Raw genomic sequence first — 13184 nt, forward strand, 5'->3', positions numbered from 1 at the left:
GACTTGCCGAACCTGGCACCACTTCTGTTTTCTCCCTGGCGAACCGGGGAAAGCCCTTGATTATATGGTGGTTTTGGGGCGATTGTCCAATTCAATTATCGTAGCCGACAACGATACTGCAGCGCCTCGGCCACATGACGGACCAGGACGCGGGGTTGTTCGTCCAGGTCCGCCACCGTGCGGGCCACTCTCAGGACCCGATGCGTGGAACGCGCCGAGCCATGCAGGCGATGCATGGCCTGGTGCAGCAGATGCTGGCCTTCGGTGTCGAGTTCGCAACAGGCATCGATATCCGACCCTTGTAGTTCCGCATTCGCGCACCCCTGGCGCTGCTGTTGCCGCTCTCGGCAGCGGGCTACGCGCTCTCGCACGGGCGCGGAAGGCTCGCCGGGCGGCTCGGTAAGGCAATCGGTGCCGGTGGCGGGCAGCTCGATCAAGAGATCGAGCCGGTCCAGCAACGGACCGGACAATTTCCCCACATAACGGGTGACCTGATCGGGCGTACAGCGACACGGCCGGCCCGGATGCCCTCGCCAACCACATGGACAGGGATTCATGGCGGCGATCAGTTGAAAACGGGCCGGGTATTGCACCGTATGCCTGGCCCTCGCGATCGCTACCCTGCCCGTCTCCAGCGGTTCGCGCAGCGATTCCAATGACCGGCGGTCAAACTCGGGCAATTCGTCCAGAAACAAGACACCGTGGTGTGCCAGGCTGATTTCGCCGGGACGCGGGTAGGCGCCGCCACCGATCAGCGCCGCGGCGGTTGCACCGTGATGCGGCGCTCGAAAAGCGGGCTGCCCCTGCAATACGGTTTGGCTGCCCGTCAACCCCGCCAGGGCCGCGGCCTCGAGCGCCTGCAGACGCGATAGAGGTGGCAATAGCCCCGGCAGCCGTTGCGCCAGCATGCTTTTGCCTGCCCCGGGCGGGCCTATCATTAATAGGCTATGCCGGCCTGCCGCCGTCACCTCGAGTGCGCGCCGGGCCATCGGCTGGCCCCGCACATCGGACAAACAGGGCGGCATGGCGGCCTCTGCCCAGGCCTTCGGCTGCGCGGCGGGCAACGCCGCACTGCCTGCCAGATGCGCGGCCACGTCCGCCAGGGTATCGGCCGCGAGCACCAACAAACCGGGTACCCACGCCGCCACCGCCGCGCTGACGGTCGGCAACACCATGGTGGCCCCCGGCTGATCGCGTGCGACGGCCAGCGCCAAGGCCAACGGCGCGCCAGCGGACACCAACGCGCCGGTCAGCGATAGCTCTCCCGCAAACACCATGTCCTGCAGGCCTTGCGGCGCGACGTCGCCACGCGCACCGGGCACGGCAATCTGGCCCGAGGCCAGCAGCACACCCAGCGCAATAGGCAGATCAAAACGCGCCGATGCCTTGGGCAGATCGGCGGGCGACAAATTGACGGTGATGCGGCCATTTGGAAATTCAAAACCGCTATTGAGAATCGCGGCGCGCACCCGCTCGCGGCTTTCCCGGACCTCGGTGTCGGGCAAGCCCACAACCGTAAAGGCCGGCAGCCCCGCCCCCAGATGGGTTTCCACGCGCACCGCCGACGCATCAGCGCCGGACAGAGCACGGCTGGCGAGTATGGCGAGAGTCATGGTGGCCCCAAATATCAAAGAGCCGCCAGTATGCGTAAGCCGGTGCCGCTTGGGCGGCGCTAGCAGGACAGCAATGTCACCTTTTCAGCCACAAAATAGCCATTGATGCCGACGCACGCTCATTTTGATCGCATGGCCGCCCCAAAAACGGCCTCTACCCCTTTTTCTCTTTCAGGAGTTCTCTGCTGATAATGAGCTTTTGTACTTCTGTCGCCCCCTCATAGATACGCAGCGCGCGGATATCACGATACAAACGTTCGAGCGGATGATTGCGTTTCACGCCCAGGCCGCCAAACATCTGCTGCATGCGGTCGATCACCCCTTGTGCGCTTTCGGTGGCGCTCATTTTTGCCATGGCCGTCTCGGCCGTTGGCGGTCTTTTTTGTACGTCGCGCACCCAGGCAGCCCGATAGGTCAACAGCGCGCTCTGGTCGATCTCGGTCGCGGCATCGCCAAAGGCGGCCTGGGTAAGCTGCAGATCGGCCAGGGCGCCGCCGAAAATCTGCCTACCCTTCGCGTGTACGAGCCCCTCGCTCAGCGCCTTTCTGGCAAAGCCCACTGCGGCAGCGGCGACGGACGTGCGAAACACATCCAGGGTCTGCATCGCCAATTTGAACCCTTGGTTTACCTGCCCCAACAATTGAGATTGCGGAACACGGCACTGGTCAAAGCGCAGTAAAGCCAGCGGGTGGGGCGAGATGACGTCAATCATCTCCTCGATCACCAGGCCCGGCGTATTGGCGTCGACAATAAACGCGGAAATGCCTCGTGAGCCGGCCTCCGGCTCGGTGCGTGCAAACACACAATAAAAGTCTGCAATGCCCCCGTTGGAGATCCAGGTCTTGTGACCATCCAGAATGTAATCATCACCGTCGAGTCGGGCAGCGCAACTCAGCGCCGCCACATCCGAGCCGGCATTGGGCTCCGAGAGCGCGAACGCGGCGATTTTCTCGCCGCGCGCGACTGCGGGCAGATAGGCCCGCTTTTGCGCGTCGGTTCCCGCCAGGCTGATCGCCCCACTGCCCAACCCTTGCATCGCGAACGCAAAGTCGGCCAAGGCGTGATGACCCGCCAGGGTTTCACGAACGATACACAGGCTCCTGGAGTCCAGTTCGGGCAACGCGCCGCCATAGGCGCCGTCCGGACCAGACGGCACGCAATACCGCAGCCAACCCGCCGCACCCAGATCAGCCACCAATTGGCGGCACGCCTGATCCACGGATGATTCGTCGATGTCACCCAGACTTTGCATGCACCAGGCATTCAGTGCTTTCGCCAATGCACGGTGCGACTCATCCAGAAAGGGCCATTCCAGCCAGGTATCGCTATACGCCTGCGTCATTGTTGTGATTACCCTTTGGTTGCGTACTGTTCGAGCAAAGGACGCCAGGTGGTCAAGGTGTCCTTGAGATAAGCGCCAAAGTCCTGGGCGCCGCGAAAGTCGACCTTGAGTCCGAACTGATCGGCGCAGTTGGCGAACTCGGGCGTTTTCGTGGCGCCTTGGAAGGCATTTTGCAGCTTTTCAACGATAGCAGGATCCATCTTTTTCGGGCCAGCGATACCTAGCAGGCTTGGCGCCACGAGGTCATACCCGAGTTCTTTGAGCGTGGGCGCGTCAAAGCCCTTCATCCGTTCATCGGTATAGACCGCCAACAGACGCAGTCGGCCATCTCGAACGTAGGGTACCCATTCTGCCGTTTGCGCCATGAAATCGACATCGCCGCGCATCAGCGCCGTGATGGCCTCAGGGCCGCTCTTGTAGGGCACGTGGGTCCATTTCGTGCCGGTTTGTTCCGCCAGCCGCTCGGACGTCAGGTGCTGCGGCGTGCCGATGCCCGCCGTGCTGTAGTTGAGTTCCCCTTTCGCTTTGGAGGCGGCGATCAGGTCTTTGACCGACTTATAAGGGGAATCCGCACGCACTAGCATCCCCACCTGATACTGCGCGACCATCGCAATCGGGGTCAGGTCGGTGGTGATGTCGTATTTGGTGCTGGGTGTCAGCACTTGGTTCAATAATCCGCCTGTCGAGAGCGAAGCGATGTGATAGCCATCCGCGGGCTGGCGAATGATGTAGCTCACCGACAGCGAGGAGCCCGCGCCAGGCTTGTTTTCGACAACGAGCGTCTGCCCGATATGCTTGGCCACATCCAGGGCCAGCGCCCGATTGCACACGTCGGTCCCGCCCCCCGCGCCATAGCCCACGACCAGCGAAATCGGATTTTCAGGGTAGTCGGCGGCCAATGCAACGTTCGCCAAGACCGGGGCGCATATCACGGCCAACCAGCGACATAGAGCTTTCAGTTTCATAGGGTGTCTCCTGTTTTTATCGCCATGAAAGGACCGGATCTATGCCGTGCCCATGGCCTGCCCGCTTATCGGACGTCGCCAATTTTGCATATTTAAAAGATCATATATATAGATGTTTGTACTAATATACTTAGCGGCGCGATCCCAATACGCTCTGCGCCATAACCTTGTTAAGCGCCCAACGGCCAAAAGGAGACTACAGTGAAGACAAAGCGAGTGCTGGTGACGGGCGCCAGCAAAGGAATCGGCCGCGCGATCTGCGAGCGATTGATTGAAGACGGCTACTCGGTGGTGGGCGTGGCCCGGACCCGCCCCGCCGATCTACCCGCCAATATCGAATTCCATGCGGTGGATCTCGCCGACTCGACGGCCCTGGATCAATTCCTGGCGACCGTCGGCACGCAACCCTTCTATGGTTTGGTCAATAACGTGGGGTTGGTGCCGATCGCGCACCTGGAAGACGTCCGCCTCGAGGACCTGCATCGCGCGGTTCAGCTCAATATCGAGACGGCCATCCGTTGCACGCAGCAATTGGCGCCCGCCATGAAAGCGGCGCAGCAAGGCCGCGTGATCAATATTGCCTCGCGTGCCGCGTTGGGCAAAGTGGGTCGCACGGTCTACAGCATGACCAAGGCCGGGCTGATCGGCATGACCCGGACATGGGCGTTGGAACTGGCCTCATCTGGGGTCACGGTCAATGCCATCGCACCCGGTCCCATTGCGACCGAGTTCTTTGCCAACGTCAATGATCCGAATGATGCCCCTACCCAATCGCTATTGGCCAGCATCCCCGTCGGTCGCGTGGGCCGTCCCGAAGAAGTCGCCCACGCGGCCTCCTATTTCCTGGACGAACGCTGCGGCTTCGTGACGGGACAAACCCACTTTGTATGCGGCGGCCTCTCCATCGGCGCGGCCTAGCACGAGATCAAACGGCTTAACCATATTTAAGGAGCGAAACAAATGACGCGTTGGACGAAACGGCCAGAAGGGTCGACTTGGGGTGATTTTGGCGAGAGCGACCAATTGGGTCGCGTCAATTTGCTCGGCCCGGAGCAGATTCTCAAGGGCGTACGCGAGGTGCGCGATGGACAGGCCTTTTGCCTGTCATTACCGCTGGATCTGCCGGGTGGCATGGTCTTGAATCCACGTCGCAAGCCCCCGCGCCTATCCGGCACGGAGCGCGATGGCGTGCCCTATATGAATTTCGCGATGGAAACCCTGGATGCATCGGCCATCGATGTGCTCAGCGACGATCAGGTCTTGATGTCCTTGCAGTATTCCACCCAATGGGATTCCCTGGCGCACGTGGGCGCCCAGTTTGATGCCGATGACAACGGCACGCCGCGCAAGGTGTACTACAACGGCTACGCGGCGGGCACCGATGTCCTCGACGCGCCGCACGCTGACGATCACGCAGACTGCTGCGGCAGCGGCGGCCACGCCATGGGCGCACTCAAGCTCGGCATTGAAAATTTTGCGGTCAAGGGCATGCAGGGCCGTGGCGTCCTGGTCGATTTCACGCGGCACTATGGCCGCGAGCGCAAGCTGATCGGCTATAACGAACTGGCCGCCATCCTCAAGTCTGACGGCATTACCGTCGAGCGCGGCGACATGCTCGTACTCCGAACGGGCTTTGCCGAGCTGATCACCGAGATGGCCGGACAGCCGGACCCGGATGTGCTGCACAACGCGTGTAGCGTCCTGGACGGCACGGACGAAAAGCTCTTGCAGTGGATCACCGACAGCGGTATCGCCGCGATTTGCGCGGATAACTATGCGGTCGAGGCCTACCCCGCGCGCGACAGACCGGGCAAGAAATCACTGCTGCCGCTGCACCATCACTGCCTCTTTAAATTGGGCCTGCCGCTGGCTGAGCTTTGGTATCTGAAGGATCTGGCACAGGCCTTGCACGCGAGTGGACGCAATCGATTCCTGTTGACCGCCCCTCCGCTGCGCCTGCCGGGAGCTGTGGGTTCGCCCGTCACGCCGATCGCGACGATCTAAGAGGAAAAAAACACGTGGATTTCTACGCCCTGCTGTCGCAGCATGCCCAGACGGCACCGGATCGGATCGCGATCGATGACAACGCGCGTCAGCTGCACTATGCCGGCCTGTTGGCCGAAGTGGATCGGGTGGCGGCACTCCTGGCGCAGCGGGGTGCGCGCCGGGGCGATCGCCTCGCGCTATGGATGCCCAACTGCGTCGAATGGCTCGTGACCTTCCTGGCCAGTGCTCGACTGGGGATGACCGTCGTCGCCGTCAATACGCGTTTCAAAGAACAAGAGGTGGGCCAGCTCCTCAAACGTGGCCGATGCAAATGGCTGGCTTTCTGGCCGGCATTTAAGGGCCTGCCGTTTATCGAAACGCTCCAACGCGTCGATCCCACTGTCGTCGGGCAGTTGCAAGGCATCCTGACCATCGGAGACGAGTCCGCAGCCCACCCCCTACGCGACCACTGGCCGGCGCTCGACCTGATTCCCTATCCTGGCGTCGCCACCAGTCACTCCCTGAACGACCCCGGCCAGGCGGAAGATGGCGCGCTGGTTTACACCACCTCGGGCACCACTTCCGCACCCAAGCTCGTCTTGCATCGTCAACAAGGCTTGATCCGCCACGGCGGTATGGCGGCCACCGCCTACGGCGTGACGGCGCAAAGCGCGGTGCTCATTGCCGCCCCCCTATGCGGCGCATTTGGGTTCTCCACGATGCTCAGCGGCCTTGTGCCGGGAGCCACCCTGATTTCGTTGGCCGTCTTCAACGCCAAGACGACAGTGCAACAGATTCGTGAACACGCCATCACGCACACGTTTGCAAACAACGAGCTTATTGATCTGCTATTGAAAGAAACCGCGGGCGAGGCGCAACCCTTTCCATCGCTGCAGTACATGGGCTACGCCAGTTTTGCTCCGTCGATGGACGATCTGCCCGAGCGCGCGCAACAAGCCGGCATCCCGATTGCCGGACTATACGGATCCAGTGAACTGCAGGCGCTCGTCGCCGGTCACCGGCTGGACGCGGACTGGCAATATCGGCGCGCCGCCGGCGGTACCCTGGCCTCGCCCGACGGCCGCGTTCGTGCCATCGATCCCGAGAACGGCCACGTACTGCCTCACGGCGCCATCGGACAAATTGAGATCAAGGCGCCAAGCCTGATGTCGGAATACCTCGACAATCCCGACGCCACGAAAATCGCCATTCACCCCGATGGATTCTTCTGCACGGGGGATCTGGGCTTCACCGTGGACGAACGCACTTTTATCTTCCAGGGCAGAGACGGCGAACACCTACGCCTGGCGGGCTTTCTGGTCAACCCAATGGAAATCGAGGCCTTTATCCGCGGCCTCGATGGCGTCCAGGCCGCGCAGGTCGTCGGTGCGGAGCTCAACGGAAAAACGGTGCCCGTGGCGTTCGTCATCGCCTCGACAGAAGCCGACGTGGATGAGGAACGTATCATCAACGCCTGCCAGACGTCCATGGCGAAATTCAAGGTTCCCGCGCGGGTCGCATTTGTCGAGCAGTTTCCGATGGTCCAAAGCGCGAACTCCAATAAAGTGCAAAAGCACGAACTCAAGCGGATTGCGCAAACGCTGCTTGAGGAAAACCCTCACGCTACCCGCTAGAAGGGTCTTCTATGTCGCTACGCCCGACGCTCAAATCCCCGCCCAACGCCCACGCTTCCGAGGTGCTCTCTCGCAGCAAGCAACCGATCTATCTGCAGTTGGTTGCCGAGTTTCGAAGCAATATTGCGCAGGGGGTATGGGCGCCGGGCGCGCAAATCCCTTCGTTAGAAGAGCTCATGGCCAAGTACCGTGTCGCGCGGATGACTATCCGAAACGCGATCGGCATTCTCGAGCAAGAGGGGTACATCCGCCGCGGGCGTGGCATCGGGACCTTTGTCCAGGCCAAAATTCCGACCGTGGCCGAGCTGCAGATCCCGTCCAACTGGGAAGAAACGGTGGCCCTGAGCGACGTGCTCGGCACGGAAAGTCTCTTTGATCGCGAGGATGCCATCGCCGGTCTGCCCGACTTGGGTATGCAATTCAACGGAAACTATGCCCAGGCGTATCGCTACCTATGCCGCCTGCATGTTAAAGACGGTGTGCCCTACTGCTTTAGCGAAGTCTACGTAGCGGACGATCTCTTCAAGGCCCATCGCGCGGCCTTTCTGAAGTCGGCCGCCGCGTCGGTGATCGCCCGCATTCCCGGACTGGCCCTGCACGCCGCCCGTCAAAAGATCACGATTGCGGGCGCGGGGATTCAGTCTGCCAACGCTCTCAACTTGAACGTCGGCGATAGCGTGGCCGAGGTGCGTCGTTACGCCTGTGACGACGCACGCCTGATCTATTTCGCGAGGCTGGAATTTCCGACCAAATTCGTCAAGCTGGAGTTTGATTTATTGCGGTGAGCAGCTTGCACGCATCGGGCGATCCATAACGACTGACGCGCTCAGGCTTGTTTGCTTTCCAGCGCGGTGACGCGCGCCTCGAGTTGCTCGACCTGAGCCGCCAACTGGTCGACGCGCTCACGGGCGCGCGCCAGCAGTTCGGCCTGCACGTCGAACTCTTCTCGAGTGATCAAATCCATTTTCGTAAAAGCCTGCCCCATCACGGCCTTTACATTGCGCTCTAGATCGGCCGCCGGGCTGCGGGCGATCAGGTCAGACAGATTTTTCTGGAAATCTTCGATCCATTGGGTGCGGTTCATGACGTCCTCGCATTCGCTTTTCTCAATGCGACAGTGTAGACCCGAAAGGCTGCCCCAAAAAAACCGCGCCACGTCTTTGGCTTGCTCCGCCCACGTGAACGGATATCCAAAGGTCGGACTCATATCCAATCTTTGGGTCAGTTAAAAAAGGATTTTTTCTTGGGATGGCCGTGCGAAAAAAAATGGGCGGGCCGTACACGGCACCGCCTCAAAGCACAGGAGAAAATCGAATTGCACCAGAAGACTTTGCATTTGGTACGACCCCATTCTTGCTGACCTTGCGCCCCGCAACAAGCCACTTGGTGTAATCCCGCGTTTCAGCGCACTCGATACATTGCTGCGAAAAACGCGGTGAATCTCGCCATTTTTTTCAATGCAAGAATGGCCGAAAATTCGTCGTTTACCCGTATGGGTAGTGTCACAACACCGTCGTCGACCCAAGAACCGTCAACAAACCGGCGTTGCGACACACGTAAGGACCGTCGAAACACGGGCAGCAATTTGATACAACCATCCCGGAAAATTCATATTCTGTTTCAGGCATCCCTGTGTCGGTGCGAGGCACCACAAAAGGGATTAATCGCGGGCATAACAGCACCATTTTGGTGCAATGACAGGCAGGTCACGCACTAACTTAGGACGCGCGCCCACTCAAAACTCAACAATCACGGCCTCAGACAAAGATGGCACGCATATTGCTTATTTCCCCATGCGTGAATGCAACCATCAGAGGAACTGCCATGAAACTCATCATCGCCATCATCAAGCCGTTCAAACTCGACGAAGTACGAGTCGCGCTGTCCGGGATCGGCGTTCAGGGCCTGACCGTCACCGAAGTCAAGGGCTTTGGTCGTCAAAAGGGACACACAGAGCTATATCGAGGTGCGGAATACGCCGTCGACTTCCTCCCCAAACTCCGTGTCGAGGCCGCTGTCCCCGACCATTTGGTCGATCAGGTCATTGACGTCATCGAACAGGCTGCCCGCACCGGCAAGATCGGCGACGGGAAGATTTTTACCGCCCCGCTGGAACAGGTCATTCGTATCCGGACGGGTGAGTCCGGCGAAGCCGCACTGTAAGCACAACGACATAGCAAGATGTATTGGAGCCTGAAAAATGGATAAAGCGGATATTTCCTGGGTGCTCGTCTCAACCCTGCTCGTGTTGATGATGGCTGTTCCTGGACTGGCGTTGTTCTACGGCGGCCTGGTGCGCAGCAAGAACGTACTGTCGGTCTTGTTGCAAGTACTCTGCACGTTCGCGTTAGGCGTCGTGCTGTGGTTTGTGTACGGCTACTCGCTGGCCTTCACAGAAGGCAACGCTTTCTTTGGCGGCCTGTCGCGCACGTTCTTCTCTGGCATGTTCACGCCCGCCGATGGTTCGTATTCGATGTCGGGTTCGCTGCCCGAAATCCTGTTCGCCTCGTTCCAGGCGACGTTTGCCGGCATCACCTGCGCCCTGATCGTAGGCAGCTTCGCCGAACGCGCGCGCTTTTCCGCCGTGCTGGTCTTCACCGTCATCTGGTTTACCTTTGCCTATGTGCCCATCGCACATATGGTGTGGTACGCCTCGGATGCGACCTCGGGCCTGTTGAATGCACGCGGCGCACTGGACTTTGCCGGCGGCACGGTGGTGCACATCAACGCCGGCGTAGCCGGCCTGGTGGGCGCGTATGTGGTTGGCAAGCGCGTGGGCTACGGCCGCGAAGCCATGCAGCCCCACAATCTGCCCATGACCTTCATCGGCGCAGCCCTGCTGTGGGTAGGCTGGTTTGGTTTCAACGCCGGCTCCGCTTTGGCAGCGAGCGACGGCGCCACGCTGGCCTTCTTTAATACGATGATCGCCACCGCGGGCGCCGTGCTGGCATGGTTGTTCACGGAATGGGCCATCAAGGGCAAGCCCTCGATGCTGGGCGCAGCGTCGGGTGCCATCGCAGGTCTGGTGGGGATTACGCCGGCGGCCGGTCTCGTGGGCCCTGGCGGCGCACTGATCATCGGTATCGTCGCCGGTATCGTGTGCGTCTGGGGTGTCAACGGTCTGAAGCGCATGCTGCGCGCCGATGATGCGCTGGACGTATTCGGTATCCACGGCGTGGGCGGCATCGTGGGCGCCCTGCTGACGGGTGTGTTCAACGCGCAGGCCCTCGGTGGCCCGGGTCTGGAAAGCTCGGGCGAAATCCTGGGCCAAGTCTGGATTCAACTGGAAGGTGTCCTGCTGACCATCGTGTGGTCGGGCGTGGTGGCATGGATTGCCTACAAGATCGCCAACATGCTGTGCGGCGTACGCGTGCCGGAAGACCAGGAACGCGAAGGCCTGGATGTCACCAGCCACGGCGAATCCGCGTACCACAGCTAATCAAAGAAAAGGGGATTGACGCCGCAGTCAGATCGCGCGGCAAGCAAACTTCCCAAGGGGAAAACCACCGATGTGAAAGCATCGGTGGTTTTTTTTGCGTTACGCCGGCGTAACGATGCTGGCGTCGATCAGTTGGTTGGCCACGGCGGGAAGATAACGCGCGGGCCCGCCTTGGCCGAACACTTGGCAGGATACAAACGCCCCTTCGAGTAACAGCATCAATCCGTCAGCGAGCATGATCGGGTCCGTGGCGCCCATCTCCGTCGCCAGCACCACCATGCGTGTGCGGAGTTCGGCCTTGTGGGCAACGGCAACCTGATGAGCGGGATGCGTAGAATCGGGGTACTCGACAACGGCGTTGGTGAGCCCACAGCCGCGATAGCGGGTGCCTGAGTCCGATGACGCGGCCTCGCCGGCCGACCGTTGCGCCACCCCCTCGAAATACATCAACAGTATCGCTCGTGGGTCGCCAGGATGGGTGTCTTCACCGGCGTTGAACTTGGCCCAGAATTCCGACTCGTAATCGCGCAGGTACGACGCTGCCAGTTCGTCCTTGGACGAAAAAGTGCGATATAGGCTGGGTTTGGTGACCCCCGCCTCAGCCACTAGCGCGTCTACGCCGACCGCACGAATGCCATCCTTATAGAACATCCGGCGCGCGGTCTGACGAATGCGCTCTGCCGCCAGCTTTGGAGGGGTCGTCTTGGACGATGGCTTAATCGCGGTGGGTAAAGCAGTCTTGCGGGCCATAGTGGTGCTCCTGACATCGACTCAACATTTTACTTGACGATGTTACTGACCGGTACGTAGCATACGAAGTTCCGTAACGTACTGGTCAGTAACATGAGTATATCTCACCTCCCTCGCCCCTTTCGGCATTATGGTCAGCGCTACGCGTTTGTCGTTGTCGCGGTGATTTTTCTTTCGCTGTTGGTGTCGGCGGGCCTGCGTTCCACCCCGAGTGTGCTGCTCCTGCCATTAGAGGAGAACTTTGGCTGGAGTCGCGCCACGACGTCGTTGTCGGCCGCGATAGGGATTTTTCTGTATGGATTGGTCGGCCCGTTTGCCGCCGCCGCGATGGAACGCTTCGGCGTGCGCCGGGTGTTGATCGCCGCGCTGGCATTGATGTCCGTATCGACCGGCGTCAGCAGCTTCATGACGGAACCCTGGCATCTGCTATTGACTTGGGGAGTATTTTCGGGGATAGGCTCTGGCGCAGTCGCCGTGGTGCTGGGCGCGACGATCGTTAACCGGTGGTTCTCATCGCGCCGTGGATTGATGATGGGTTTGCTGACGGCCAGCACGGCCACGGGAACGTTACTGTTTTTGCCCGGCTTGGCCGCCCTCGCTTCATCGGGTGACTGGCGTCGCGCGGTATGGGCCGTCGCGGCGGCGACTGCGGCACTGGTGCCGCTGGCTTGGTGGTTGGTACCCGATCGCCCCGCCAGCGTGGGCCTGACACCGTACGGGTCGCCGCCTGATACCCCCCCGACAGCACCCGCGCCACGTACCGGCTTGTTAGCCGCGACCTTTGGGGCGCTCAATCGTGCGATCCGCATACGTGCGTTCTGGTATTTGTTCGCGACGTTCTTTGTCTGCGGCTTTACGACGAATGGCCTGGTCGGTACCCATTTGATCGCGCTGTGTGGCGACCACGGGATTCCCGAGGTGCGTGCAGCGGGGCTGCTTGCCGTGATGGGGATTTTTGATTTGATTGGCACGACAGCGTCGGGGTGGCTGACCGACCGCTACGATCCGCGCAAGCTGCTGTTCGTCTACTACGGGCTGCGAGGGCTCGCATTGATGTACCTGCCCTACTCCGATTTCTCGTTTTATAGCTTGTCGATCTTCGCAATCTTCTTTGGCCTGGATTGGATCGCGACCGTACCGCCGACCTTGCGACTGGCAACCGAGGCTTTCGGTGATCGCGATACGCCCATTGTCTTTGGCTGGATCGTAGCGGGTCACCAGGTGGGTGCGGCGACGGCGGCCTGGATGGCGGGCTATATCCGCGACACACAAGGCAGCTATTTGATGGCATTTGTGTTTGCGGGCGCCACCGGCATCATCGCCGCCATCCTGGCGTTGATGATCCGACGTTCGACAGGATCCTCGGCGGATACGCCGGAGCCAAATACGCTCGCGACGAGCTAATACGAAATACGGTCCGCCCCTCGAGTGCGGCGGGCTGGAATTTCCTTGTTG

12 protein-coding genes are annotated in these 13184 nt (G+C 60.6%); 7 read left to right on the top strand and 5 right to left on the bottom strand.

All coding sequences use genetic code 11. From position 1 onward, the window contains the following. Positions 1–95 precede the first annotated feature (95 nt). The 3 genes from ACNAZS_RS04735 to ACNAZS_RS04745 form a co-directional block, all read right to left on the bottom strand. Positions 96–1613 (bottom strand): YifB family Mg chelatase-like AAA ATPase, encoded by a 1518-nt coding sequence (locus tag ACNAZS_RS04735; protein WP_415786644.1) that lies wholly within the window; start codon positions 1611–1613, stop codon positions 96–98. Between the two features lie 154 nt (positions 1614–1767). After that, positions 1768–2955, bottom strand: a complete 1188-nt coding sequence (locus ACNAZS_RS04740; RefSeq protein ID WP_415786646.1) for an acyl-CoA dehydrogenase family protein — start codon at positions 2953–2955, stop codon at positions 1768–1770. An 8-nt stretch (positions 2956–2963) separates the two neighbouring features. After that, on the bottom strand, positions 2964–3920 hold the full coding sequence (locus tag ACNAZS_RS04745; protein WP_415786648.1) for a tripartite tricarboxylate transporter substrate binding protein: 957 nt from the start codon (positions 3918–3920) through the stop codon (positions 2964–2966). 201 nt (positions 3921–4121) lie between these two features. Between ACNAZS_RS04745 and ACNAZS_RS04750 the strand changes: the two genes are divergently transcribed. Genes ACNAZS_RS04750 through ACNAZS_RS04765 form a run of 4 tightly spaced genes read left to right on the top strand, consistent with a single transcriptional unit; the run spans position 4122 to position 8325 of the window. After that, the gene (locus ACNAZS_RS04750; protein ID WP_415786650.1) at positions 4122–4838 is read left to right on the top strand and encodes an SDR family oxidoreductase; all 717 of its coding nucleotides are present in this window, start codon (positions 4122–4124) and stop codon (positions 4836–4838) included. 42 nt (positions 4839–4880) lie between these two features. Then, positions 4881–5924 carry a cyclase family protein gene (locus ACNAZS_RS04755; RefSeq protein ID WP_415786652.1) on the top strand — a complete coding sequence of 348 codons (1044 nt, stop codon included), beginning with the start codon at positions 4881–4883 and terminating at the stop codon, positions 5922–5924. A 14-nt stretch (positions 5925–5938) separates the two neighbouring features. Next, entirely contained in the window at positions 5939–7540 is a 1602-nt protein-coding gene (locus ACNAZS_RS04760) for an AMP-binding protein (RefSeq protein ID WP_415786654.1), read from the top strand. Positions 7541–7551: 11 nt separating this feature from the next. Continuing rightward, positions 7552–8325, top strand: a complete 774-nt coding sequence (locus tag ACNAZS_RS04765) for a GntR family transcriptional regulator (protein ID WP_415786656.1) — start codon at positions 7552–7554, stop codon at positions 8323–8325. Positions 8326–8366: 41 nt separating this feature from the next. Here the strand turns inward: ACNAZS_RS04765 and ACNAZS_RS04770 are convergent, their stop codons facing one another. Beyond that, the gene (locus ACNAZS_RS04770) at positions 8367–8624 is read right to left on the bottom strand and encodes an accessory factor UbiK family protein (RefSeq protein ID WP_415786658.1); all 258 of its coding nucleotides are present in this window, start codon (positions 8622–8624) and stop codon (positions 8367–8369) included. Positions 8625–9364: 740 nt separating this feature from the next. Here ACNAZS_RS04770 and glnK point away from each other — a divergent pair. Beyond that, positions 9365–9703: a P-II family nitrogen regulator gene (gene glnK, locus ACNAZS_RS04775; RefSeq protein WP_012249555.1), complete on the top strand. Its 339-nt coding sequence runs from the start codon at positions 9365–9367 to the stop codon at positions 9701–9703. A gap of 37 nt (positions 9704–9740) precedes the next feature. Then, positions 9741–10979 carry an ammonium transporter gene (gene amt / locus ACNAZS_RS04780; protein WP_415786660.1) on the top strand — a complete coding sequence of 413 codons (1239 nt, stop codon included), beginning with the start codon at positions 9741–9743 and terminating at the stop codon, positions 10977–10979. Positions 10980–11078: 99 nt separating this feature from the next. Here amt and ACNAZS_RS04785 read toward each other — a convergent pair whose 3' ends face one another. Beyond that, complete coding sequence (locus tag ACNAZS_RS04785) at positions 11079–11729, bottom strand: TetR/AcrR family transcriptional regulator (RefSeq protein WP_415786662.1); 651 nt, start codon at positions 11727–11729, stop codon at positions 11079–11081. 93 nt (positions 11730–11822) lie between these two features. On the opposite strand from ACNAZS_RS04785, the gene ACNAZS_RS04790 reads away from it, so the two are divergent. Then, positions 11823–13133 carry an MFS transporter gene (locus ACNAZS_RS04790; protein WP_415786664.1) on the top strand — a complete coding sequence of 437 codons (1311 nt, stop codon included), beginning with the start codon at positions 11823–11825 and terminating at the stop codon, positions 13131–13133. Positions 13134–13184 lie beyond the last annotated feature (51 nt).

The organism is Bordetella tumulicola, assembly GCF_965138755.1.
GTDB classification, from domain to species: Bacteria; Pseudomonadota; Gammaproteobacteria; order Burkholderiales; family Burkholderiaceae_B; genus Bordetella_A; species Bordetella_A tumulicola.

What these genes read in the sequence shown, in the direction of transcription:
- ACNAZS_RS04735 (WP_415786644.1), bottom strand. Translation starts at nt 1,613, where the DNA reads ATGACTCTCGCCATACTCGCCAGCCGTGCTCTGTCCGGCGCTGATGCG.
- ACNAZS_RS04740 (WP_415786646.1), bottom strand. Translation starts at nt 2,955, where the DNA reads ATGACGCAGGCGTATAGCGATACCTGGCTGGAATGGCCCTTTCTGGAT.
- ACNAZS_RS04745 (WP_415786648.1), bottom strand. Translation starts at nt 3,920, where the DNA reads ATGAAACTGAAAGCTCTATGTCGCTGGTTGGCCGTGATATGCGCCCCG.
- ACNAZS_RS04755 (WP_415786652.1), top strand. Translation starts at nt 4,881, where the DNA reads ATGACGCGTTGGACGAAACGGCCAGAAGGGTCGACTTGGGGTGATTTT.
- ACNAZS_RS04765 (WP_415786656.1), top strand. Translation starts at nt 7,552, where the DNA reads ATGTCGCTACGCCCGACGCTCAAATCCCCGCCCAACGCCCACGCTTCC.
- ACNAZS_RS04770 (WP_415786658.1), bottom strand. Translation starts at nt 8,624, where the DNA reads ATGAACCGCACCCAATGGATCGAAGATTTCCAGAAAAATCTGTCTGAC.
- glnK (WP_012249555.1), top strand. Translation starts at nt 9,365, where the DNA reads ATGAAACTCATCATCGCCATCATCAAGCCGTTCAAACTCGACGAAGTA.
- amt (WP_415786660.1), top strand. Translation starts at nt 9,741, where the DNA reads ATGGATAAAGCGGATATTTCCTGGGTGCTCGTCTCAACCCTGCTCGTG.
- ACNAZS_RS04785 (WP_415786662.1), bottom strand. Translation starts at nt 11,729, where the DNA reads ATGGCCCGCAAGACTGCTTTACCCACCGCGATTAAGCCATCGTCCAAG.
- ACNAZS_RS04790 (WP_415786664.1), top strand. Translation starts at nt 11,823, where the DNA reads ATGAGTATATCTCACCTCCCTCGCCCCTTTCGGCATTATGGTCAGCGC.